Annotated in this window: 19 protein-coding genes and 1 tRNA gene; 17 read left to right on the top strand and 3 right to left on the bottom strand. The window is 45.8% G+C overall.

What is annotated here, in order from left to right; all coding sequences use genetic code 11:
* Positions 1–43 precede the first annotated feature (43 nt).
* The 14 genes from ruvX to ACLD6A_RS04065 all read left to right on the top strand — a co-directional run bounded on the left by ruvX (position 44) and on the right by ACLD6A_RS04065 (position 14,753).
* Positions 44–502 carry a Holliday junction resolvase RuvX gene (ruvX, locus tag ACLD6A_RS04130; protein WP_004128848.1) on the top strand — a complete coding sequence of 153 codons (459 nt, stop codon included), beginning with the start codon at positions 44–46 and terminating at the stop codon, positions 500–502.
* A 46-nt stretch (positions 503–548) separates the two neighbouring features.
* Entirely contained in the window at positions 549–1,736 is a 1,188-nt protein-coding gene (gene mltG, locus ACLD6A_RS04125) for an endolytic transglycosylase MltG (protein ID WP_410313678.1), read from the top strand.
* A 70-nt stretch (positions 1,737–1,806) separates the two neighbouring features.
* Positions 1,807–2,313, top strand: coding sequence for a prepilin peptidase (locus ACLD6A_RS04120; RefSeq protein ID WP_410313677.1), 507 nt, complete (start codon positions 1,807–1,809; stop codon positions 2,311–2,313).
* Positions 2,314–2,360: 47 nt separating this feature from the next.
* Positions 2,361–3,548, top strand: a complete 1,188-nt coding sequence (gene aroC / locus ACLD6A_RS04115) for a chorismate synthase (protein ID WP_410313676.1) — start codon at positions 2,361–2,363, stop codon at positions 3,546–3,548.
* Positions 3,545–5,212 (top strand): bifunctional shikimate kinase/3-dehydroquinate synthase, encoded by a 1,668-nt coding sequence (locus ACLD6A_RS04110; RefSeq protein ID WP_410313675.1) that lies wholly within the window; start codon positions 3,545–3,547, stop codon positions 5,210–5,212. Before aroC ends, ACLD6A_RS04110 begins: the two co-directional genes overlap by 4 nt.
* A gap of 19 nt (positions 5,213–5,231) precedes the next feature.
* Positions 5,232–5,687, top strand: a complete 456-nt coding sequence (locus ACLD6A_RS04105; RefSeq protein WP_410313674.1) for a type II 3-dehydroquinate dehydratase — start codon at positions 5,232–5,234, stop codon at positions 5,685–5,687.
* Positions 5,688–5,747: 60 nt separating this feature from the next.
* Positions 5,748–7,430, top strand: coding sequence for a CTP synthase (locus ACLD6A_RS04100; RefSeq protein WP_410313673.1), 1,683 nt, complete (start codon positions 5,748–5,750; stop codon positions 7,428–7,430).
* Positions 7,431–7,682: 252 nt separating this feature from the next.
* Positions 7,683–9,224 (top strand): Fe-S cluster assembly protein SufB, encoded by a 1,542-nt coding sequence (gene sufB / locus ACLD6A_RS04095; RefSeq protein ID WP_410313672.1) that lies wholly within the window; start codon positions 7,683–7,685, stop codon positions 9,222–9,224.
* Positions 9,224–10,513: a Fe-S cluster assembly protein SufD gene (gene sufD / locus ACLD6A_RS04090; protein ID WP_004119251.1), complete on the top strand. Its 1,290-nt coding sequence runs from the start codon at positions 9,224–9,226 to the stop codon at positions 10,511–10,513. The genes sufB and sufD overlap by 1 nt, the downstream gene beginning before the upstream one ends.
* Before the next feature lie 30 nt (positions 10,514–10,543).
* Positions 10,544–11,320, top strand: a complete 777-nt coding sequence (sufC, locus tag ACLD6A_RS04085) for a Fe-S cluster assembly ATPase SufC (RefSeq protein ID WP_004105229.1) — start codon at positions 10,544–10,546, stop codon at positions 11,318–11,320.
* Positions 11,321–11,414: 94 nt separating this feature from the next.
* A complete protein-coding gene (locus ACLD6A_RS04080) occupies positions 11,415–12,758 on the top strand; it encodes a SufS family cysteine desulfurase (RefSeq protein WP_410294724.1) in 1,344 nt (447 codons plus the stop codon).
* 86 nt (positions 12,759–12,844) lie between these two features.
* Positions 12,845–13,528, top strand: coding sequence for a Fe-S cluster assembly sulfur transfer protein SufU (sufU, locus tag ACLD6A_RS04075; RefSeq protein ID WP_410313671.1), 684 nt, complete (start codon positions 12,845–12,847; stop codon positions 13,526–13,528).
* Positions 13,529–13,563: 35 nt separating this feature from the next.
* On the top strand, positions 13,564–14,037 hold the full coding sequence (locus ACLD6A_RS04070; protein ID WP_116971342.1) for a metal-sulfur cluster assembly factor: 474 nt from the start codon (positions 13,564–13,566) through the stop codon (positions 14,035–14,037).
* Positions 14,038–14,108: 71 nt separating this feature from the next.
* Complete coding sequence (locus ACLD6A_RS04065; protein ID WP_180947422.1) at positions 14,109–14,753, top strand: HAD family hydrolase; 645 nt, start codon at positions 14,109–14,111, stop codon at positions 14,751–14,753.
* Between the two features lie 222 nt (positions 14,754–14,975).
* On the opposite strand, the gene ACLD6A_RS04060 is transcribed toward ACLD6A_RS04065, so the two are convergent.
* Together ACLD6A_RS04060 and ACLD6A_RS04055 are read right to left on the bottom strand one after the other, a co-directional pair.
* Positions 14,976–15,653, bottom strand: coding sequence for a DUF4125 family protein (locus tag ACLD6A_RS04060; protein WP_064340459.1), 678 nt, complete (start codon positions 15,651–15,653; stop codon positions 14,976–14,978).
* On the bottom strand, positions 15,653–17,644 hold the full coding sequence (locus ACLD6A_RS04055; RefSeq protein ID WP_410297436.1) for a DUF4037 domain-containing protein: 1,992 nt from the start codon (positions 17,642–17,644) through the stop codon (positions 15,653–15,655). Before ACLD6A_RS04055 ends, ACLD6A_RS04060 begins: the two co-directional genes overlap by 1 nt.
* A gap of 288 nt (positions 17,645–17,932) precedes the next feature.
* On the opposite strand from ACLD6A_RS04055, the gene ACLD6A_RS04050 reads away from it, so the two are divergent.
* The 3 genes from ACLD6A_RS04050 (at position 17,933) to ACLD6A_RS04040 (ending at position 21,925) form a co-directional block, all read left to right on the top strand.
* Positions 17,933–20,605: a BspA family leucine-rich repeat surface protein gene (locus ACLD6A_RS04050; protein ID WP_410313670.1), complete on the top strand. Its 2,673-nt coding sequence runs from the start codon at positions 17,933–17,935 to the stop codon at positions 20,603–20,605.
* Positions 20,606–20,873: 268 nt separating this feature from the next.
* The gene (locus tag ACLD6A_RS04045) at positions 20,874–21,425 is read left to right on the top strand and encodes a Panacea domain-containing protein (protein ID WP_180964331.1); all 552 of its coding nucleotides are present in this window, start codon (positions 20,874–20,876) and stop codon (positions 21,423–21,425) included.
* Entirely contained in the window at positions 21,425–21,925 is a 501-nt protein-coding gene (locus ACLD6A_RS04040) for a GNAT family N-acetyltransferase (RefSeq protein ID WP_410313669.1), read from the top strand. Before ACLD6A_RS04045 ends, ACLD6A_RS04040 begins: the two co-directional genes overlap by 1 nt.
* Before the next feature lie 139 nt (positions 21,926–22,064).
* On the opposite strand, the gene ACLD6A_RS04035 is transcribed toward ACLD6A_RS04040, so the two are convergent.
* Positions 22,065–22,138: transfer RNA gene (locus ACLD6A_RS04035), tRNA-Pro, on the bottom strand.
* Between the last annotated feature and the right edge of the window lie 212 nt (positions 22,139–22,350).

The following is a 22,350-nucleotide window of genomic DNA, read 5'->3' as shown; positions in this document are numbered from 1 at the left end:
TCCTGCTTAAAATTTAAAATCTTTACCGAAAGCAACACGAATCATGGTGTGGTTAGGTATTGATTTAGGTGATGCCAGGGTCGGGCTTGCACTTTCCGACCCTGAGCTTACTTTTGCGCATCCAATCGGAAACGTGCAAGTTTTTGGAGATTCTTTTAGAGCTATTGACGAAGTCATGAATCTAATAGAAGAAAATCAAGTTAAACGTGTTGTAATTGGCTTGCCTCTTCAATTAGACGGTTCTGAAGGAAAATCTGCGAAAAAAGCGCGTCGGTGGGGCAAAAATTTAGCTAAACGCATTGAATTAGCGAAAAATGTTGGAGATTGGACGCTTTCTTACATACCTGATATTGTTTGGAAGGATGAGCGTTTAACAACAGTTAGTGCTCACCGGCAGTTGCTACAAGCTGATTTTTCTACTCGCAAGCATCGCCCTATGGTAGATCAGCAGTCGGCAGTATTAATTTTGCAGTCTGCGCTTGACGCAAATAATGCAGAGTAGTTTTGAAAATCGTGTAAAAAGTAGAAATAGCGAAGAGGAGCATAGCGTGTCTGACAATTTTGACGAATTTTTTGACAAACATGCAAAGTGGACTGAGCATGATGGCGAGCCGTCGTCAAAATCATCTAATTCTAAAGACGAATCTTCGACTGTTAGCTCCAGAAAACGTGCTAAAGCTCGTCTTGCAGCGAAAAAACGTAGGCGTAGAGCAAAAGTAGTTTTAGCTATTCTGCTCGTATTCGTATTAGCTGTTGTTGGATATTTTGGATACAGCGCGGTTCGCGCGTGGAAATTATCTCAAAATAGCGAGTCGGTTGCAGACTGGCCAGGCCCAGGCTTTGGAACGGTTGAGTTTACTATTGACGCCGGCGAGGGTGCTATTAGCGTTGCCAACAAATTAGTTAAAGCAAATGTTGTTAAATCTCAATCAGCTTTTACTTCCGCAGTTGCTGCAAATAATAAAATCTTGTACCCGGGAGTTTACTCGCTTAAAAAGCATATGGCTGCTATTGACGTGGTTAATATTCTTTCCGATCAAACAAAAGCCGGCGGATTCCTTGACGTTCGTGCAGGAGACCACGCTACTGAAGTTTTGCAGCGCGCTTCAAGCTTATCTGGAATAAGCATGGATAAGTTTAAAGCAGCTTTAGCAGATGGGGGAGCTGGAATTTTGCCTCCAGAAGCTAAAGGAAGCATCGAAGGCTGGCTAGAGCCTGGAGTTTATAACGTAAAATCTATGAAAAGTGCGGAAGATATTCTTTCCGCAATGGTAAAAAAGCGTATTGCTAAGCTCGACTCTCTTGGTATTCCTAAAGGCGAAGATCGCGAAAAAGCTTTAATTATGGCCTCAATTGCCGAAGCTGAAGTGAATAATCGCGAATATTACGGCAAAGTTGTGCGCGTAATACTAAACCGTTTGGCAAAAGATATGCCTCTTGGAATGGACTCTACAATTGGTTACGGAGCGGGAGTAAAGCCTATAAAGCTTACGCAATCAATGCTAGATAATCCAAATAATCCTTACAATACTCGCATTCACAAGGGCTTGACTCCTACGCCTATTGGTATTGCTGGAGACAACGCTCTTCTTGCCACTATTAAGCCTCAAGATGGTCCGTGGATTTACTTCGTTACCACGAATTTGAAGACTGGTGAGACGAAGTTTGCGGATAACAAAGACGACTTTTTGAAATTCCGCGACGAGTACAAGCGCAACAATCCTGAAGGCAACTAAAAATTTAGCTTTTAACCACATATATGTGTTTAGGTTGCAAAAGTTTTATAAGTTTTCGTAATCTGCTTTAATGAAGCAACTAATTATTACGATAATATCGGCGCTGCCAACGCTTGCGTGCTTAATTTCAGTTTGCGCAACTGACATAAAAAGTCGCGTAGTGCCAAGACTTTGGGTTGTTATTGCGCTAATTTTTCAATCTTTTGCGAATCTTATATATTCGATTATTTTGTTTGAGAATATTAGCGTTCTGATTTTCGGCTTGCTTTCTTGCGTAATTATTTTTGCAATTTACTGGATTATGCGAAAAATTTCCGCAAAAAATGCTATCGGATTCGGAGATATTACAAGCGCGGCAATGATTGCACAAGCCTTAGTATTATTCGGATTCGACTCTTTAATTTACTGGTTTGCTTTAGTTGGAGTAGTTGGCTTACTTTGGCTTTTAGCATGGAAAATTTACTGCAAAATTCGCGTGCCAAATAACGCATCAATACCATTCGTGCCAGTAGAAGCAATATCTGCAATACTTGCAGCATTGCTGTCAATAACAACCCACTCAATACTTGGTGGTTAGTAGAGTAAGTATTTAGACGCGTAAATTAGTTAAGAATGGAGAATGGCATGCTTAGATGGCAAACGGCAGGGGAGTCGCATGGTGAAGCGTTAGTTGCCATGATTGAAGGTTTGCCGGCGGGCGTGCGCATTACTAGCGGAGATGTGGTTTCGGCACTTGCTCGCCGTCGTCTTGGGTACGGCCGCGGCGCTCGCATGAAGTTCGAACAAGACAAAGTGCGTCTTTTAACCGGCGTTCGTCACGGAGTAACTCTTGGCTCTCCGATTGCTGTAGAAATCGCGAATACAGAGTGGCCAAAGTGGACGGAAGTAATGAGCGCGGATCCTTTGGATCATGAGATTGAGAAAGTTGGTCGAAACGCGCCGCTTTCTAGGCCGCGCCCGGGTCATGCGGATTTAACTGGCATGCGCAAGTATGGTTTTAATGATGCTCGCGAAGTTTTGGAGCGTTCGAGCGCTAGGGAAACAGCTTCTCGCGTTGCTTTGGGCGCTATTGCTGATGCGTTTTTACAGCAGGCTTTGGGTGTGCGCACTGTTGCGCATGTTGTTGGAATCGGAGGCGTTTATGCTAACAAAAGTTTAGCTTTACCAACACCTGACGATGTTGCGGCTTTGGATGCTTCTCCAGTACGCACTCTCGACAAAGACGCTGAATCTCGCATGATGGCTCGCATTGACGAAGCAAAAGCGAATGCAGATACTTTAGGCGGAGTAGTAGAAGTACTCGCATACGGTATGCCTGCTGGAGTTGGCACATACGTGGAGTCAGATCGCCGCTTAGATGCGGCTTTAGCGGCTGCGCTTATGGGAATTCAGGCGATTAAAGGCGTGGAAATTGGCGACGGTTTTGCAGAGGCGGATCGCCCAGGCTCGGCCGCGCACGACGAAATCGTAACAGACGAAAATGGCAAAATCACCCGCCTAACTAATCGTGCGGGGGGTATTGAAGGCGGTATGTCAAACGGCGAAATTATTTGCGTGCGTGCTGCAATGAAGCCAATTCCTTCTATTCCGCGCGCTTTGCGCACTGTAGACGTGCTAACTGGAGAGCCGGCTCAAGCTATTAACCAGCGCTCCGATTTTACTGCTGTTCCAGCGGCTTCCGTAGTTGCAGAAGCAATGGTAAGGCTTACTTTGGCAAAGTACGCTTTGGAAAAATTTGGTGGAGATTCTTTGCAAGAAACGCGCCGGAATATAGAGTCTTACCTAACTTCCTGGCCGGAGAATATGAAATGAGCAATACTAAAATTCCGCTAGTCGTCATAATCGGCATGCCTGCCGCCGGAAAAACGCGCGTTGGTCGCGAAGTTGCGCATCTTATGAATCTGCCTTTTTGCGATACAGACGACATGATTGAGCGCGAAATTAATATGCCAATTACTCAATATTTTGAGCAGTTTGGTCAGGAATCCTTCCGAGATATAGAAGCAAGAATAGTTAGAAACGTAATTTTAGAAAATCAGACTGATTCCGGCATTATTTCTCTTGGCGGCGGCGCTCCTGTTCGCAAAGAAACGCAGGAAGTGCTAAAAGAATACGTGAATCTTGGCGGTCGCGTAGTGTATTTGCAAACCAGCGCAGACGATGCTATTGAGCGCGCAGGCTGGAGCAATAATCGCCCTATGCTAATCGGCCAAGACGCTAAAAAGCGTTGGATGGAATTATTTGAGCAGCGAGACCCAATTTTTAGGGCAGTATCAAATATTCACATGCCAACAAAAGGTTCAAATCCGTATATGGCTGCAGAAAAGTTAAGGAGCATGATTATGCAACGCATAGTGCATGTTACAGGCGAAGCGATTGAGCCGTACGATGTGCGAATTGGCGACGGAGCCATGCAACTTTTGCCGCAAATGCTTGGAACTAAGCCGGTTAAAGTGGCGTTAGTTCACACGCAGCCGGTTCAGCGCCACAGTGACAGAGCTCGCGCAATTTTGCGCCAAGCAGGCTACGAAGTTTTAGACATACTTGTGCCGGATGCTGAAGCTGGAAAAACTATTCAAGTTGCGAGCGGAATTTGGGCGCGCTTAGGTGAAGCTGGTTTTACGCGTTCCGACGCGATTGTTGGCTTAGGAGGCGGCGCTGCTACGGATGTTGCCGGCTTTGTTGCTGCAACTTGGATGCGTGGAATTCGTTACGTAAACTGCCCAACTTCGCTTCTTGCAATGGTTGACGCTTCAACAGGCGGAAAAACTGGTATCAATACGGATGCTGGCAAGAATCTGGTTGGAAGTTTTTACACTCCAGCTGGCGTTTTGGCAGATACTTCTACGCTTTCAACTCTTCCAAACGATATTCTTATTGAAGGCTTGGGTGAGGTTGCAAAATCTGGTTTTATTCTAGACGGCGAAATTTTGAAGATTCTTAGCGACTCGAATAATGCTAAGCTTTTGCGTGAATTTAATGGGGATCAGATTGAAAATAATAGCGAACTTCACGAGCTTATTGTGAATCTTATTGAACGCACTGTTAGAGTAAAAGCGTATCACGTTTCGAGTGACTTAAAAGAGCAGGGTTTGCGCGAGTTTTTGAACTACGGGCATACTTTAGGTCATGCGATTGAGCAGATTGAACACTTCCGTTGGCGTCACGGAAACGCTGTTGCTGTTGGCATGGTTTTTGCGGCCGAGCTTGCGCAAATTTTAGGATATTTGGATGCTGGAGACGTTTCATACCATCGTTCGCTTTTAGATTCGCTTGGATTACCAACTTCGTGGCAGAGTAGAGAAGATGCTGATTCTGCTTTTGAGTGCGTGCTTAATCTTATGCATCGTGACAAAAAAGCGCGCGGCAACATGCTACGTTTCGTAATTTTGGATGGTATTTCTAATCCTATTCATTTAGACAATCCGCCTATTGAAGCAGTTAAAGAAGCTTTTAAGCGCGTGTATAAAAAATAATTAATCTTGCGAGGCAATAATGGAAAATCAGCAACCGAAAAAAGTTCTTGTTGTAAACGGCCCGAACTTAGGTCGTCTCGGCGTTCGTCAGCCAGACGTTTATGGCAGCCAAGATTTTGAAACTCTGTGCGCGCTTTGCGAAAAGTGGGGAGCGGAGCTTGGTCTAAAAGTAGAAGTTCGCCAAAGTGATGATGAAGAGCAAATGGTTCATTGGATGCACGAAGCTGCCGACACGCATACTCCTGTTGTTATGAATCCTGCCGCTTTTACGCACTACAGTTATGCGCTGGCGGATGCGGCTCACATGGTTTTAGACGCTGGAGTGCCGCTGATGGAAGTGCATATTTCTAATCCTTCCGCACGCGATTCTTTCCGCAAAATAAGCGTGATTAGTCCTGTTGCAACCGGCACTATTACTGGCATGGGATTGTACGGTTACAAGCTTGCGATTGAGGCTGTTGCGCACTTAATATAACTTTTTAAGTCGCTTTTAATACAACACCCGAGTCGAGGCTCGAAGATACTATGGAGTTCCATGGTTAGAAGAAAACATGGTAACTCTCAGGAGCATATTACAAAGCATATTTTTGTCACTGGTGGCGTTGTTTCGTCCCTCGGAAAAGGTCTTACTGCATCGTCTTTGGGACGACTTTTGCGAAGCCGCGGCCTTCACGTTTTGCAACAAAAACTCGATCCTTATATCAATGTTGACCCGGGTACAATGAACCCATTCCAACATGGTGAGGTTTATGTTACAGAAGATGGCGCAGAAACAGATCTTGATATTGGCCACTACGAGCGATTCCTTGATGTTTTCTTAAGTCAAAAAGCGAATGTAACTACAGGCCAGATTTATCAGTCTGTGCTTCGTAAGGAGCGCGCTGGCGAATATTTGGGTCAGTGCGTGCAGGTTATTCCGCATATTACCGGCGAAATTAAGTCGCGTATGCGTGCGCAAGCTTCCGACGATGTAGACGTTATTATTACGGAAATCGGCGGCACAGTTGGCGATATTGAATCCCAGCCATTCTTGGAAGCTGCTCGCGAAGTTCGTCGCGATTTAGGTCCAGAAAACTGCATGTTTGTGCACGTTTCTTTGGTGCCTTATATTGCAGCCGCGCACGAGTTGAAAACTAAGCCAACTCAGCATTCTGTAATGATGCTGCGTCAGCTTGGTATTTCTCCAGACGCGCTTGTTTTGCGCTCCGATCGTCCGCTTAATCAGGCTATTAAAGACAAGATTTCGCTTATGTGCGACGTTGATGCCGAAGGCGTTGTAAACTGCGTGGATGCTCCAAGCATTTACGACGTTCCTAAGATTTTGTTCAACGAAGGCTTGGACGCTTACGTTGTGCGCGAACTTGAGCTTCCATTCCACGATGTTGATTGGAACGAGTGGGAAGATTTGCTTGAGCGCGTGCACCATCCAAAGCATGAGCTAAACATTGCAATCGTTGGCAAGTATATTGATTTGCCAGATGCATATCTTTCCGTTACCGAAGCTATTAAGGCCGGCGGTTTTGCAAACTGGGCTAAGGTGAACGTGCGTTGGGTTGCTGCCGACAAGTGCGAAACTCAAGAAGGCGCTGCTGCAGCTCTTGACCAAATGGACGGCATGGTTATTCCAGGCGGCTTCGGCATTCGCGGTATTGAAGGTAAGATTGGCGCTTTGCGTTACGCTCGCGAGCACGGTCTGCCAACGCTTGGTCTTTGCCTTGGCTTGCAATCTATGGTTATTGAGTACGCTCGTCACGTTCTCGGTCTTGAGGATGCTAATTCCACTGAGTTCGAAAAGGATTGTGGCGATCCAGTAATCGCAACTATGGAAGAGCAGAAAGATATTGTGGAAGGTAAGGGAGATATGGGTCACACAATGCGACTTGGTTCTTACCCTGCAACTCTTGAAGAAGGCTCTATTGTTGCTGAGCTTTACGGCTCTACGCATGTTACTGAGCGTCACCGCCACCGTTACGAAGTGAACGTGGCTTATAAAGATCGCCTGCGCGAAGCCGGTTTGCGCATTAGCGGCCAAAGCCCAGACGGTAATCTGACTGAGTTTGTGGAGCTTCCAAAGGAAGTTCACCCATTCTACGTGGCAACGCAGGCTCATCCAGAGTTTAAGTCTCGCCCAACTAAGCCTCATCCTCTGTTTGCTGGATTAGTTGCAGCGGCGCTGGAACATCAGTCTGCTGCACAAAATAGCAAGGCAGATAAGTAGTCTTAAGCTAAGTAAAAAAGGCGGTAAAACTTAGGATTCTTAAGTTTTACCGCTTTTGTTTTATTAGATTGTGATAAACATTACGTTTTGTTTATAACACGGCTATACCAAGAAATCGCATTACGCGGTAACCTTGAATAGGTAGGAAATAGACTAGACAGAATGCAAAAGTAGCGTTGGGGAATAGCTTTTGCGATTGCGCTCGAAGGTAAGAGCGTAGCAATGCGTTATGCATGGAGGTGCTATAAGCGTATGAGCGATACTAGCAATATTAGTCATACAAGCGTTGCAGCAAGTGATGGCAATAATTCAGCAAAAAATAAAGCTGCAGACGTTGAAATGAGCCAGTATGTGGCAGATCGCGCTCGCGTAAACGAAGAGAAAATCCGTAAAGACGAGCAGATTGTCGCTGAATTTGGCGATTACAATTACGGTTGGCATGATTCGGATGCTGCAGGCGAGGCTGCGAAGAAGGGTATTGACGAGTCGGTTGTTCGTGCAATTTCCGCTGATAAGCACGAGCCGGAATGGATGCTAAATCTTCGTTTGCAAGGTTACCGCGCATTTTTGCAAAAGCCGATGCCGGATTGGGGCGTGGATTTAAGCGGTTTTGACGCGGATGATTTTAAATACTACGTGCGTCCGGTTCACGATCAAGCGAAAACTTGGGACGATTTGCCAGAAGATATTCGCAAAACTTACGACAGGCTCGGCATTCCGGAAGCTGAGAAAAAGCGCTTAGTTTCAGGCGTTGCAGCACAGTATGAGTCGGAAGTTATTTACAATTCGATTCGCGAAGACTTGGCTGCGCAAGGGGTAATTTTTGTTGATACGGATACAGCAGTGCAAAAGTATCCGGAGCTTGTAAAAAAGTATTTTGCAACTGTGATTCCAGTTGACGACAACAAGTTTGCGGCTCTTAACACAGCGGCTTGGAGTGGTGGCTCGTTCGTGTACGTTCCAAAAGGCGTGCACGTGGATATTCCGCTTCAGGCTTACTTCCGCATTAATACGCCGAACATGGGTCAGTTTGAGCGCACGTTGATTATTGCAGACGAAGGCTCTTACGTGCATTATGTTGAGGGTTGCACGGCTCCAATTTATTCCACGGATTCTCTTCACGCTGCAAACGTTGAAATTGTTGTGGAAAAGCATGCGCGCGTGCGATACACAACCGTTCAAAACTGGTCAAATAACGTGTATAACTTGGTAACTCAGCGAGCTTACGTGCGCGAAGGCGGCACAATGGAGTGGGTTGACGGCAACATCGGCTCCAAAGCTACTATGAAGTATCCTGCTTGCATTCTTGCTGAGCCGTACGCAAAAGCAGAAACTATGTCTTTGAGCTTTGCTGGACGCGGTCAGTATCAAGATACGGGTGCAAAAATGATTCATTTGGCTCCGCACACGAGTTCAACGATTGTTGCTAAGTCGATTTCGCGCGGCGGCGGACGTTCAGCTTACCGCGGTCTTGTGAAGATTATTAAGGGCGCGAAGGGCTCTAGTTCGTCTGTTGTGTGCGATGCTTTGCTTGTTGACGATTTTTCGAGGTCGGATACTTATCCGCATGTTGACGTGCGTGAAGACGACGTTTCAATGGCTCACGAGGCCACTGTTTCCAAGGTTTCGGAGGATCAGCTTTTCTACTTGATGAGTCGAGGGCTTGAAGAAAAAGAGGCTATGGGCATGATTGTTCGCGGCTTCGTAGAGCCGATTAGCCGCGAACTTCCAATGGAGTACGCGCTTGAGTTGAATCGCTTAGTTGAGTTGCAAATGGAAGGATCCGTGGGCTGATGAGCGAAGATTTAAAAGAGAATTTAGGCAATAAAATGACGGAAAAAGAAATTACTATTCCTGTAGCAGATCCTAATGATCCGTATGCGGTTCCTGCGGCAATGCCTTCTAGCGCAGACAAATCCGTGCGCTCGTTCAACGTGGAAGATTTTGCGATTCCAACGCGTAAGCAGGAAGATTGGCGATACACTCCAGTTGAGCGAATTTCCGAGTTTTTCGAGCGTTTTGAACCATCTAATAGCATTCAAGTAACGCTTGAAGGCGTTGGTGGAGCTGCTTTGGATGATTCTTATGTTGGAAGCGACGGTTCCGTAAGTTTGCAAGTAAAGCCGCAAAACGAGGCTCCTCACACCGAAATGAAGCCTTCTGATCGCGCGGCTGCAGTTGCGTGGAATGCAACGAAACAAGCGCGCGTGCTTCACGTATCTGGCGAAATTAAAAAGCCAATCGTGCTGAAAATTCAGGGTAATAATGTTAATGCGCTTGACGCACTGCACTTAGTAATCGAAGCGGATTCTCGCTCGAATGCTGACATTATTATCGAACATACCGGCTGCGCGAAACTTGCAGAAGGTGTGGAAATTATCCTCGGAAAACACGCGCACGTTTCTACTACATTTATTCAAGAGTGGGATTCGGGCAGCAAGCACGTTGGAAACCAGCGTATTCACGTTGGGGAGGGAGCTTCGCTTCGCCACACGATGGTCACTCTTGGCGGAGATGTTGTGCGCATTCGCATGGATCAGGATTTTGGCGGCGAGCAGGGCGATTTGAACATGCTCGGCATGTATTTTGTGGATCCGGGCGAGCATGTTGAGCATCGCACGATGGTTGTGCACAATTATCCGGAATGCAAGTCGCGAGTAGTGTACAAGGGTGCTTTGGAAGGAAAGGGCGCGCATTCAACTTGGGTTGGAAACGCGCTTATTAAGCCGGAAGCTCCTGGCACAGATTCGTATGAGTTGAATCGTAATTTGGTGCTCACTCCTGGAGCAATCGCTGATTCTGAGCCGAATTTGGAAATTGAAAACGGAAATATTATTGGTGCCGGTCACGCAAGTTCAGTCGGTAGATTTGACGACGAAGAGCTTTTCTACTTGCAATCGCGCGGAGTTAGTGAGATTGAAGCCAGAAAGCTTGTTGTGCGTGGATTCTTTAACGAGCTGATTGAAGAAATTGGCGTTCCGGAAATTGTTGATCACTTAATGAAGGCAATTGAGCGCCGTCTTGCAAGAACGGAAGAGCCTGCGAAAAAAGAGCCTGCACAAGACTCACCTGCACAAAACTAACTTGCAAGAACGGAAGAATAGGAGAAAAACATGTCAACTTTGGAAATTAAGGATTTGTACGCTTCTGTAGAAACAAAAGAAGGTCGCAAGCAAATCTTAAAAGGCGTGAATCTTACAGTTAATTCTGGCGAAACGCACGCAATTATGGGTCCTAACGGATCTGGAAAGTCTACTCTTGCATACACTTTGGCAGGGCACCCAAAGTATGAAGTTGATTCGGGTCAAGTTCTTCTCGACGGCGAAGATATTTTGAAAATGACTCCTGACGAGCGCGCAAAAGCCGGACTGTTCCTTGCAATGCAGTACCCGGTAGAGGTACCGGGCGTATCTATGACAAACTTCCTTCGCACTGCAAAAACTGAAGTCGAAGGCAAAGCTCCATCTTTAAGAAGCTGGGTGAAAGAACTTAGCGAGGCTATGAAAAAGCTTCGAATGGATCCAAAATTTGCGTCGCGTTCTGTAAACGAAGGCTTTTCCGGCGGTGAAAAGAAGCGTGCGGAAGTTTTGCAACTAGAGCTTTTGAAGCCAAAGTTTGCGATTTTGGATGAAACTGATTCTGGTTTGGACGTTGACGCGCTTCGAATTGTGTCTGAAGGCGTGAATCGCGCCAAAGAAAACACCGGTTTGGGCATTATGATGGTCACGCATTACACGCGAATCCTCAAGTATATTAAGCCGGATATTGTGCACGTTTTTGCGCAAGGTCACTTTGTAAAGACTGCAGGACCGGAGCTTGCGGACGAGCTGGAAGAAGAAGGCTACGACAAGTATTTGCCGGAAGGTACAACTGAGTCGGCACTGGCTTAAGCGCGGTTCAAGTACAGTTTAATCTATCTGTATATTCGTAAGAATAGCGTCAAAATAGCGGTTTAATATGACTACAGTGACTACAGAAAATATTATGCGAGAATTTAGCGATTTGCGCTCGCAGTTTCCGATTTTAAGTCGCACAGTTCACGGCACTTCGCTTCACGATACTGTGCACGGAAAACCTTTGATTTACTTGGATTCTGCAGCTACTTCGCAAAAGCCGCAAGTTGTAATCGACGCCGAAAAAGAGTTTTACGAAACAATTAACGCTGGTGTGCACAGGGGAGCGCACGAGTTGGCTGCACTTTCGACGGTTGCGTTTGAACAAGCGCGCGCGAAAGTTGCGTTGCTTGTTGGAGCGTGCGCAGATGCTGGCAGCGAGGAAATTGTTGTTACTTCGGGAGCTACAGGCGCGCTTAATCTTCTCGCAACTGCTATTAGTAACGCTAGTGCGAAGGCAAAAATCTGCAAAAAAGACAGTAGTGATCTGGCTGATTCTAAAAGTGATTTCCGCAAAAATTTTGCGCTTCAAGAAGGCGACGTAATAGTCGTATCTCGCGCGGATCACCATTCTGTTTTGCTTCCATTCCAAGAGCTGGCTCTTCGCACGGGGGCTGAGCTTCGCTGGATTGATGTAACAGAAGACGGTCGCGTGCGCACGGATGCAGATTATTTGCGAACAATTATTGACGAGCGCACGAAAATCGTTGCAGTTACGCATATTAGCAACGTTACTGGCGCTATTACGGACGTTTCGTCGATTTGCAAGCGCGCTCACGAAGTCGGCGCGATTTTTGTGCTTGACGCATGCCAGTCAGTTCCGCATATTCCAGTTGATTTTCACGCATTAGACGTTGATTTTGCGGCATTTAGTGCGCATAAAATGTATGGTCCTACGGGAGTTGGATTCTTGTATGGTCGTCGCGAGCTTTTGAACGCGCTTCCGCCTGCGAATTTTGGCGGCTCAATGGTGGAGCTTGCTTGGCTTAACAAGCCGGCGCAATACATGGATGTGCCTTACCGCTTTGAGGCTGGAACTCAGCCTGTTGCGCAAATGGTTGCGGCAGGAGTTGCAGCGGATTGGCTGCGCTCGTTGGACATGAACCGAGTTGCAGAGCATGAGCAGGAAATTGCTGCAGAATTGCTAAAATTACGGGATGTTCCAGGAGTTCGCGTTTTGGGTCCGACTGATTTAGAGAATCGAATTGGCACAGTTGCTTTTGAAGTTGAAGGCGTGCATCCGCACGATGTTGGACAGTTTTTGGACGCGCAGGGCATTGCGATTCGCGTCGGGCATCATTGTGCTCAGCCGATTCACCGTCATTTTGGCGTGTACGCTTCGAATCGTGCTTCTGTTGGCGTTTACAATACGATTGATGAGGCTCGTGCGCTTGTTGAAGCAGTCTCACACGTTCGCGCCTACTTTGGCGCATAATATTGTTAGCGAGCGAATCGGCGAGTCAGCGAGTTAGTCAAGCGAATTGGCGAGTCAACGAGTTAGCGAGTAGGTAAGGAGAGCGTATGTTTGATATGGGTTTTGGTGCTGGTTTTGATGCAGATGCTGGTTTTGCAGATGCGGCTGGTGACGGCTTAGAAAGCATGTACCAAGAAGTAATTTTGGATGCTGCGCGAAATCCGCATGGCAAAACTCATTTCGAAACTACGGACGCGCTCGCACAAGCGGAATTGCAGGAAGAATCTCAAGAATCTGCAGGAAATACAAAATCTGCCGAAATTACCTTAAATAATGCTCACGAAAGTTGCGCTGTTGCATCTGGAGAAAACTCTGCTTTAGGTCAATCGCACCAATTCAATCCAACTTGCGGCGACGAAGTTACAATGCGCGTGGAGCTTTCGCGCAGCGCAAATAATGATGAAACCCCAATAGTATCAAGTATTAAGTGGGATGGTCATGGCTGCTCGATTTCGCAGGCAAGTCTTTCAATGATGGTTGATCTAGTCGAAGGAAAATCGGTTGACGAAGCCTTGCGATTAGACGCGCTTTTCCACAAACTTATGGAATCTCGCGGCGCAGGTTTTGAAAATGAAGAGGACGAAGATGCGCTGGAAGATGCAATGGTTTTGCAAGGCGTATCGCGCTACCCAATGCGAATTAAGTGCGCGCTTTTGGCGTGGGAAGGCTTAAAAGACAGCATTGCAAAAGCCTCGCAAAACTTAAATCCGCAAATTCTTGGCAACTTGTAAAATCGAACTTTGGTACAAGCAAAGCAAGGAATATTATGGCAGAAAATCAATTGGCATCTGAGGTGACGCATGAAACGCATCCTGCGAATTTAAGCGCAAATGACATTGGCCGAGTTACAGAAGATGATATTTTAGACGCTTTACACGATGTTGTGGATCCTGAGCTTGGCATTGATGTGGTTGATTTAGGCTTGGTTTATGGCATTGAAATTGACGAGCTTGGGCGCGCAATTATTACTATGACGCTTACTACTCCTGCATGTCCGTTAACTGAATTGATTGAGGATGAGTGTGCGAATGCGCTCGCAGGCTTGGTCGAAGAGTTCCGCATTGACTGGACGTGGAAGCCGCGTTGGAGCGTTGAAAACATTAATGAGGACGGTCGCGCGCAGCTTGAGGCGCTTGGCTACAATCTCAACAGTTTGCAAGCGAGTTTTGCTGCAGGAATGTACGGTTCTGGCGTAGTTGGCGATGCGTCGATGAGTGCCGGTATTCCGCCAACTGTGTGAGTATTTGGTTGGTGTGCTGTTTTGTTTTGTTGTTTCTGTTTTGAAAGCAACGTATTGCACAAGTGGGAATTATGGGCGCTGAAATAAAAGCAGTTAGTGCAAGCGGTATCTGTGATATTCGCGAAATAAGTGATGTGCGCAAAAATAGTATCAGCGAGTATGCTTCGCGCGGAATGACTGACGTTGTTTTCGACTTGCAATTGCTTGTAGATTGGGATGTGCGCCGCACTCTGGATGCAGATTATCCGGATTTTATTGGGGAAGTGCTCTTTAGTTTCGAGCCGGAATGGGGTTTTGAGTTTCACGAGTCATTGCGCGAGGCTGGGTGGAGCAGAAAGCAAGCGATGGATTCGTTTGATGAGCATCACGGACCGGCAGTTACGTGGCTATATCGCTTGTATTTTGAGCGTTTCGAGCGTGGTTTTGCTGGCGAGCGCGCGGATGCTTCGGCTGTGGCACGCGAGTTGATTGCGAGCGGCGTGCGCGTGTGGGCACTTGGTAACGCTTCTTGCGATTGGTTAAACTGCGCGCGCAAAACTTGCCCAATACTCGGTGAGTTAAACGGTGTTTGTGCATCTTACGAATCGCATTCGCGCAAACCTGACGTAATGCTTTACCGCGCGTTTTTGCAACACGCCGGTCTTTCTGCTGCTTCCACGCTTTTTCTCGAAAGTGATTCTCGCGCCGCTTCTGCAGCGTCGTTGCTTTATTCTTAAGCTGCGCGCGTGCGCGACGACCTGCTTGAGCGCTGCGATTTAGCGCACGAAAGCAATTCGGAGCGCCGAGCTTGCTCAGGGTTGAAAGCACAGTCTGCTTTCAACGCAAGCGAGGTCTGCCTTCGTCTCGATTGACGAAGGCAGGGCAGGTTCGCGTGGCGGTGCTTTAGAAACTAGGTTGTGATTGGCGTGCGTAACGAATGAATCCGGCGCTCAAGCACTTTATTGCGCGCGCTCGGCCGCTTCGAGCGAATCGTAGCCATACATGCGCACAGTATTCGCAATTATCATTTGCGTAAGATTTAGATTTTCCGTGCGCAAATTATTTACAAAACGCTGGTATTTTGCGAAAGTTGCGTCAGAATATGTGCTTAATTCGCCTCGCAAATACGTTTCAAAAGACGTATTTTCTGCCGTATCCTCGCTAGTTTTAAGCACGCGCATCGCAAGACCTAAATGCGGGTAGCGATTGCGAAAATCCGCAGCCCACTCGACTTGCGTTAAAATAATCTGCTCCTGCGCGCTTTTTCTAGGCTCCAAAATCGGCTTAATATAAGGCTTAATCGTGCGCTCAAAAATTTCCGGCGCAGTCGACTCCATCATTCGCGCATACTTTTCCGTAATCAAATTGCGTCCATCGCTATTCGCGCGCTCAAGATCCTGTTTATAAGACTCCTGCAAATCAAGCGGCCACGCCAAAAATTGACTCATGCGCATAATGCGAAAAGTTGGCCAGTTTCCTTGGCAATTCGCGCGTCCGCCTTCGTTTTCTGTAAGCTGGAACTGATCCCACTCGAGTTTAGTGATTTCTTCCGCAAGATTTTCTGTTTTCGGATTTTGCGCTTTCAGCTTTTCTTCTTTCGTATTCTGCGCTTTCGTATTTACTGATAAATCGCACATCATAAGCTCCTCAAACACGCCGCACGCGAATTAATATGCGCTTCAACATACGGCCGTTGCCATTCCAAAAAAGTTTCGTCGCAATCGCTTAAGCCCTCGTATTGCAGTTCGCGCACAATATCCTCGCAAATGCTGTCAATTATTTGCGAAACTTGCTTTTGCGCAATTCCGGCTCCCTTGCCGCCTTCGCCAAAACCGTCTCCGCCGGAGCCGTCTCCGCCAAAGCAAGAAGCGGAAGAAAGTCGCATTATTGACTCAAGTTTGCTGCACACTTCCGGAAGCCTAGAAGCCATGCGATTGCTGAGCTTGCGCAATGCTGCAAACTGCCACTTGTAGTACGGCAAGTAGCCTGCAGTTACGGGATTGTTGAGCAAAAACACGAGTGAAGCGGTTGCGCGCACGAATTCGTTGATAGAAAGCCACGCTGCGGAAGCGTCTTTGCGTGCTAGCATTCGTGGAACATTGTATTGACCTGCTTGAGCCATCATGCCAAGTCTGCGCGAGATTAGTGAGATTCGCACGTCGTCCGGCATGAGCTTGAAGTTTTGGCGCGCCTTTGAGAACTCTCCAAGAGGATCCGCGAAAATTTTGCCATTCGTTGCTGCTGCAAGCGTTGACTCGCTTAGCGATAGCCATAAGTGTGGCTCGTTTTGGCTTGGAGCGGTGGGGAAGCCGGTTAGATTTTCGAAAAATTCGCTTATGCTGAACACTCCGACGCGCTTGCTGCTTTCGCATGATTTAGCGCGCGGTGTTTCGTTGCGAGAGCCAAAACCGGCGTATTTTCGCGGAAGTGCGTCGTAAGCAGTCTGCAAATCCGCGCCGATTTCCGCGTAATCTTCGTCGGTAAGCCATAAGCAGAATCCTGGTCCAAAATCGTGATCGCGCGAAATCTCGTCGTCAAAACCGTAACATTCCGATCCATGACCAACTAATCCTGCAGCTATGCGGTTTTTGTATTTCGCAAATTTTGGCTGATCAAGTAACGGTTTTCCGTAAGTTTGCCAATATGATTGCGCTAATTGCATGCCAGTTTTTATATTATGGTTTGCTGCGTTCTGGTTTGCTGCGTGTGAGTTCGTTGAGTGTTGTTCTGTTATATCTTGGTTTGCTGATTCTTGAATTTCTGTAGATTCTTTCGTAACTTTTTCTGCCAACTCGCGCGCCTGCCGCAAATTTTCTGCCGTAATCGCGTAAGATTCGCTATCTTTTCCGTAGCATCTCGCAATCAAATCAAGTGCCTTACTGTAACTTTCCTCAGCCTGAGCGTACTCGCCGCGCGCGCACTGTACTTGCGCAAAACCTGCCAATGCAGAAGCGTAGTGCGGCTGATTTTCGTTATTCCCCGCGACGTACATGCGAACGCTGGTCGAAGCGTGTTCAAAAGCGGAGTCAAGAGTTGCGGATTTGCTGTTTGTGCTGGTGTTAGGGTGCGAGCACTCCTGTGAGCACTCCTGCAACATTGCAAGCGCAAGATTCGTGTGCGTGGCGGCAATATCGATGTCGCGCTCAGGATCCGTGCTCGTATTTTGCAAAATTTCAAGCGCATGATTGAGCTCCTCAATTGCATCATGAGTGCGACCGGTTTCGCTGTAAAGCATCGAAAGATTGTTGTGAAGCGCGGCAAGCTTGCGGTTTTTAGCGCCGAGCGTTTCGGTGGATTCGTTAAGAGCTTGAGTGTAAATTTTTTCGGCGCGATCGTAGCTGCCTGCCGCGCGAAGGCTTGTGGCGGCGTTAATTAGCGTAGTTGTGCCGGCTTCGGTGCCTGCTAAATCCATCTTTTTTGCCAAATCTAGCGCCTTATCAATGATTGGCTTGTTTTTTGCGTGCTCTCCGCGCGATCTATAAAATCCCATGAGTTCGTTGAGAACTGAAAGCTGCAGGGGATTGGCTTCGGCAAGTTTTCGCAAAAGATACGTCTCGATCGCGTCAGCGCCCGCGTGATTCGCAAACATTTCGTCAAGCTCGTTATAAAATTGCGCAGCGTTCTCCATCAAAGCCCCCTTGCTATTGCGCTTGTTCACAATCAATCGACTTCAACTTTACAGTCATGTAAAGAAACTGCCGCTTTACAGCCGAGACCCGACCAAAACTGCTCGTCTGTTAGTGGTTTATGTCGCGCTCGCTTCTGCGCTAGTGTCCGAAAACTAATGAAATGAGACACTGGTGCAGTATGCAATCTGCGCGCGCTAACTTATTTTTGCGCTGCTCTTCCGTTTTTTTTTTACTGGCTAGCATAGATATTAGGAGTATGCATTTTCGCTGATTGAACAGGAAGATAAATGAGCAAGAAGAGCGTGAAGAATAAAAGCGGGATTTATAAAATTGTGGCCATCTGCGCGTCTGTGATTGCGTCAGTAACAATGACGTTGCCAACAATCACAAGCGCAGTCGGTATGATTGGCACATCGCGCACTTCTTCCGCGATTTCCGGCGCGTCTGCTACCAAAGCCTCAAAAAGTGCCGCTCGTTCGGCTGGTGCGGGTTCGGGTAGGGCTTCGGCTTCAAGTACTTCTAGTAGTTCAACTCGGTCTGCTGATGATGCAGATGACAAAGAATGGATTAAACTACCTGGTCGTAATCTTAAGTGGCTTATTATTGCTGGTACGTGGGATACGATACATCTGAAACCTATTGATCCAAAGAAGCCTGTTTATGGTGGGAATACTGGATATGGTACGGGTTCGGGTAAGTTCGATAGTATTTTCGGAACTTCGGATGGAAATTATAGTGGACCTGGCTTTGATGCTCTTAAGGATCAAATAAAGACTATTATCATAGATGAAGATATGACATTAGATTGCGCAGAAAGTATGTTCCAAGGATACGCTGGTCTCCAAAAAGTAGTTGGTTTGGATCATATAAAATTTGCGGATGATATCAAAGACAACTCATTACAATCAATGTTCGCAGAATGCACAAACCTTGAAACTGTTGATGGAATTACGAATTGGGATATGAGCAGCATTACTAATACCAGTTTTATGTTTGCGAATGATAAAAAACTTAAAAACATTGATTTAAGTGGTTGGAAAAACGTTAAGATTAAAAATGCTTGGGCGATGTTCTATGAGTGCAATAGTTTAACTAGTGCCAAGTTGTTTAAAGCAAATTCTGGTACTTTAGCAGATATCAGTCAATTATTCCAAAACGATATTAACCTCACTAGTGTAACAGGTTTAGATAACTGGGATACTAAAAGCGTTAGAGATATGTCTTTAGTGTTTGCAAACAATCAAAGTTTGGAAGCTGTTGCGGGTGTTGAAAAATGGAATACTAGCAGCGTTAAGACTATGTACGGCATGTTTTACAATACTCAAAGTTTGAAAACTATTGCGGGCATTGACAACTGGAACACAAGTAGCGTTATAGATATGTCTGCAATGTTTTTGAGAAGCGGAGTTAAGTCTTTAGATTTAAGTAAGTGGAAGTTCCCACAAGGGTCAGTTAAACATGGAAAGGAAGATCCTTGTTCTGCAACTTCCGACATGTTTAAAAATTCTGGACTAAGAGATCTTACGTTGCCTACGGATGCTAATAATAAAAATACTTCCATTTTTCCTGATGGCATATGGCGTAAATCCAAGGGTAAATCTGCTGTTAAACCTGGGGAAAATATTGATTTGGTAGCTAATGATTATGAGTCGAAGACTGGCTACATTCGTTGGGTTCGCGATTATATTAAAGTTACGTTTAACAGCAAAGTTGGGGATTCTAAAGATGCTAATAATACGATTACTTGCATAGCTGACGCATTGCAAGGTGAAAGTCATACGTTAGGTGAAAGTCATACGTTAGATAAGAATCATACGTTAAGTAAGAATACAGAGTTTGTGAATTGCACGCATAAATACACTCCTAGTAAAGATCTTCAACTAAGCGGTAAACCTGCTGACAAAGATGCTGATAAAGAAAAACTAGCCTTGCAGGCGGAAGATCTTGGTTTAACTTACACTGCTAAACTTATTCGCGAATCTAAGAATAGTAAGATTGATGCGTTGAAAAATCTTCTTAAAGAAGCTGATAATTCTCGCTATAAATCAGTCATGACTTTTGATGAGATTAAGAAATCTCTTGGCATTGTTGATGGGGACACTGTTAAGTGGCAACAACTCTTAACGCCAATATTTGACGATGTTAATTTTGTAAATAAAAAACGAATTTTCATTAAGAATGCAGGATTTAATGGAAATGTAAAGGTAAACGTAAGTAATGATGTGCTTAAAGGTCGTGCAAATCCTTCGAGTATCCAAGATAAAGATATTAAAGATGCGGTTATACATTCGCTTTTTGACATCACTTTTACGGCTGATGTGAAGCACAAGCCAAAGCCAAAGCCGCCTGTTCCGCCAACTCCGCCAACTCCGCCAACGCCGGAGCCGCAGCCGCAGCCGGAGCCGCAGCCACAGCCTCAGCCGCAGCCGCAACCGGGTCCGCAGCCTGGCCCGCAGCCTTCTCCGACCCCGACGCCGAATCCAGATTTGAATATTAACCCGGATTTGACTCCGGATTCGAACCCGGATTCAAATCCATTTAATCCGCTTGATAACGCGCCTCAAAACGCGCCACAGAATCCGCTTCAATCAATTCAAAACGATGATGCAGAAAATAACGCGCTTCGTCGTGGGGTGGCCAATCGTAATCGTAATAATCTCACTAATCGCACTAATAACGCCAATTCCGGCGCGCAAAAGCAGTTAAATGGCAGCGACGGAACTTGCAAATGCGTGTGCCCAACTTCGCCATCTGACGCAAATTCGCGCAAATCCAATAAATCGACAAGAAAATCAGAAAATAAAGCTACGCCTTGTAAAAGTGGTAACTATTCCTGGTTGTGGAATGGTGGCTTAATTGCTGGATTGATTATTTCGTGGCTGATTATGCTGCTTATCGGCTTTATTGTTGGATATAAGATGAGGAAGAAGCGCGACGAGAAGCAGCTTGTTGAAGAGTAGCAGATTGTCGGCGAGAAGCAGATGAGCAGCTCGCTTAGAGTGCGTCTACGCGCGCGATTACTACCAAAATGACTCAGTCGCGAGTAGTTTATGTCGCCTATGCGCGCTCCTGCGTGCTAGCTTTACGTATTTTTCACACGTTGTAAACAGTCTTCCATGTCTTATGACTAATTGCGTTAATGCTTGCAGATTAATCAGTATGCAAAATTTGCATACTGTCTGATACGATAAGAAATGAAGGGTAATAAGAAAAAAGAGGATGATTACAATGACTAGAGCGATAGATGTAGCCAAGTATATACTTGAGCACCGCGAAGCACGTAATCATATGACGACGACTTTCGCGCTGCAAAAGCTTTTATATTATGTTCAAGCATGGATGCTTGTAGCTCAAGATAGACCACTTTTTGATGACCCAATTATAGCTTGGAAGCATGGGCCAGTAGTAAAAGATATTTTTACAACATATTGCAAGGGACGCCGCTATATTTTCCCTAGGGAAATACCTGATGGCGAAAGTAGAAAAGTGTCTCGAGAAGATCGTTCTGTTATTGATCGCGTTCTCAGCTTGTATGACAATAAAGATGATGAGCATTTAGGTGACATGCTTGAGCAGATGAGCCATGAAGAAGAACCATGGTCAAAAGCTAACTTGAACGATACTATTACCACTGATAGTATGCTTGAGTTTTACTCGATGGTTCAAGCAAATGAAATTAAGTCTGCAGCGCCTGTGCCTAATCTTGCAGATGTGTCAAAGCGAACATTTATCAGTAGCGAAGATGCAAAATTCCTCGAGAATCTGATTGCAGGAAAATAATGCCAGTGAAACTGTGGACTCATATAATCAATCTTGACTATTCGATAGATTTAGATTCGTTTCATTGTGACGAACCTGAACTCGACATGTGGGTGCATCGTGACGCGCTTGAACAGCAAGAAGAAAGTAGCTGCGCTGTGCATGTTGCATTAGACGATAATGATACAATAATCGGCATTTTTACTTTATCGTCGTACTATTTACAGCATTGTGTAATACCTCAGCAAACAAAGAATGATACTAACTTATCTGGCAATATCCCATGCGTGCTTTTGGGAAGATTAGCAGTAAATAAGGAATATCAAGGACAAGCACAAGGAAGTTTGCTTGTTAAAGAGGCAATACAAAGAGCGCGCGAGCATTCTGTTAACATTGGTTGCAGGTTTTTGTATACGCAAGCGCTAAATGATGATCTTATAGAATGGTATAAAAAACTTGGTTTTGTATCTTTGCCTAAAAATCCAAGAAATATGCTTTTTGATTTGAAATATCAGAAGTAATTTACTCATAAGTAGAATAGAATTTTTGAATTGAACTATAGACTAAATATTCGCATTCTTTCGGAATATTGGTCATAGGCCCCTATATTTGCCTGCAAATTTCCGGCTAATTTCCGGCAGATGTTTCAAAAATCAAAAGTCGGGCTGGCGGGATTTGAACCCGCGGCCTCTTCGTCCCGAACGAAGCGCGCTACCAAACTGCGCTACAGCCCGATGTCGATTGTGCTGATTAAGAAACAGCTTTGCGATTACTTGCGCCGCACACGTCTCGTATTTTCGTACGTCACGCACTTCGCGCTTCACGCACGTTTCGCAACACTTCGACAACTTGGTTATACTAGCGTAAACTTTCTACAAATCGGCAATGTGTGTCGCTTCAAAGCATCTCTCTCGGTTTTTCGAAAAATTTTATAAAAAATTTTTAT

This window comes from Gardnerella sp. Marseille-Q9691 (genome assembly GCF_046507715.1).
Lineage (GTDB): Bacteria > Actinomycetota > Actinomycetes > Actinomycetales > Bifidobacteriaceae > Bifidobacterium > Bifidobacterium greenwoodii.
The sequence above is the reverse complement of the archived record's forward strand: the minus strand, read 5'-3'. Positions and strand labels throughout refer to the sequence as shown.

Excerpts from the sequence above, each read along its gene's own strand:
- ruvX (WP_004128848.1), top strand. The coding sequence starts at position 44 with ATGGTGTGGTTAGGTATTGATTTAGGTGATGCCAGGGTCGGGCTTGCA.
- ACLD6A_RS04120 (WP_410313677.1), top strand. The coding sequence starts at position 1,807 with ATGAAGCAACTAATTATTACGATAATATCGGCGCTGCCAACGCTTGCG.
- aroC (WP_410313676.1), top strand. The coding sequence starts at position 2,361 with ATGCTTAGATGGCAAACGGCAGGGGAGTCGCATGGTGAAGCGTTAGTT.
- ACLD6A_RS04110 (WP_410313675.1), top strand. The coding sequence starts at position 3,545 with ATGAGCAATACTAAAATTCCGCTAGTCGTCATAATCGGCATGCCTGCC.
- ACLD6A_RS04105 (WP_410313674.1), top strand. The coding sequence starts at position 5,232 with ATGGAAAATCAGCAACCGAAAAAAGTTCTTGTTGTAAACGGCCCGAAC.
- ACLD6A_RS04100 (WP_410313673.1), top strand. The coding sequence starts at position 5,748 with ATGGTTAGAAGAAAACATGGTAACTCTCAGGAGCATATTACAAAGCAT.
- sufB (WP_410313672.1), top strand. The coding sequence starts at position 7,683 with ATGAGCGATACTAGCAATATTAGTCATACAAGCGTTGCAGCAAGTGAT.
- sufD (WP_004119251.1), top strand. The coding sequence starts at position 9,224 with ATGAGCGAAGATTTAAAAGAGAATTTAGGCAATAAAATGACGGAAAAA.
- sufC (WP_004105229.1), top strand. The coding sequence starts at position 10,544 with ATGTCAACTTTGGAAATTAAGGATTTGTACGCTTCTGTAGAAACAAAA.
- ACLD6A_RS04080 (WP_410294724.1), top strand. The coding sequence starts at position 11,415 with ATGCGAGAATTTAGCGATTTGCGCTCGCAGTTTCCGATTTTAAGTCGC.
- sufU (WP_410313671.1), top strand. The coding sequence starts at position 12,845 with ATGTTTGATATGGGTTTTGGTGCTGGTTTTGATGCAGATGCTGGTTTT.
- ACLD6A_RS04070 (WP_116971342.1), top strand. The coding sequence starts at position 13,564 with ATGGCAGAAAATCAATTGGCATCTGAGGTGACGCATGAAACGCATCCT.
- ACLD6A_RS04065 (WP_180947422.1), top strand. The coding sequence starts at position 14,109 with ATGGGCGCTGAAATAAAAGCAGTTAGTGCAAGCGGTATCTGTGATATT.
- ACLD6A_RS04060 (WP_064340459.1), bottom strand. The coding sequence starts at position 15,653 with ATGTGCGATTTATCAGTAAATACGAAAGCGCAGAATACGAAAGAAGAA.
- ACLD6A_RS04055 (WP_410297436.1), bottom strand. The coding sequence starts at position 17,644 with ATGGAGAACGCTGCGCAATTTTATAACGAGCTTGACGAAATGTTTGCG.
- ACLD6A_RS04050 (WP_410313670.1), top strand. The coding sequence starts at position 17,933 with ATGAGCAAGAAGAGCGTGAAGAATAAAAGCGGGATTTATAAAATTGTG.
- ACLD6A_RS04045 (WP_180964331.1), top strand. The coding sequence starts at position 20,874 with ATGACTAGAGCGATAGATGTAGCCAAGTATATACTTGAGCACCGCGAA.
- ACLD6A_RS04040 (WP_410313669.1), top strand. The coding sequence starts at position 21,425 with ATGCCAGTGAAACTGTGGACTCATATAATCAATCTTGACTATTCGATA.